Origin of the sequence: Pseudomonas sp. BJa3 (assembly GCF_026343815.1) — a bacterium.
Classification (GTDB): domain Bacteria; phylum Pseudomonadota; class Gammaproteobacteria; order Pseudomonadales; family Pseudomonadaceae; genus Aquipseudomonas; species Aquipseudomonas soli.
In genome coordinates this window covers 1-259 of the sequence record NZ_JAOXMC010000325.1, presented here as the reverse complement: position 1 = coordinate 259, position 259 = coordinate 1, and the positions used below count along the sequence as shown (strand labels likewise).

1 pseudogene is annotated in these 259 nt (G+C 71.4%); it reads right to left on the bottom strand.

The features are described 5' to 3' along the window. Positions 1-259, bottom strand: a pseudogene (locus OH705_RS27895) (histone deacetylase family protein); the annotation flags it as partial.

The window sequence follows — 259 nt, the reverse complement described above, 5'->3', positions numbered from 1 at the left end:
CCTGCGCCAGCACGCCGCGCAAGGCGTTGGGCTCGCGCACGAAGACATTGGAGACCACCTCGTCGCCCCAGTCATCGGGCAGCTTCTTCCATTCGGCGTGCGCCTCGCGCAAGAAGCGCAGATAGGCCGGCGTGTGCACCGCTTCGAGCGGGGCCTGGCCGTGGTCGGGCGGCGCCTGCACGTCGAAGCCCAGGTTGCGCGCCGCCTGCGCCAACGCGTCCAGGCGCGACGGCACTTCCTGCGGCGTGCGCATCTTGCC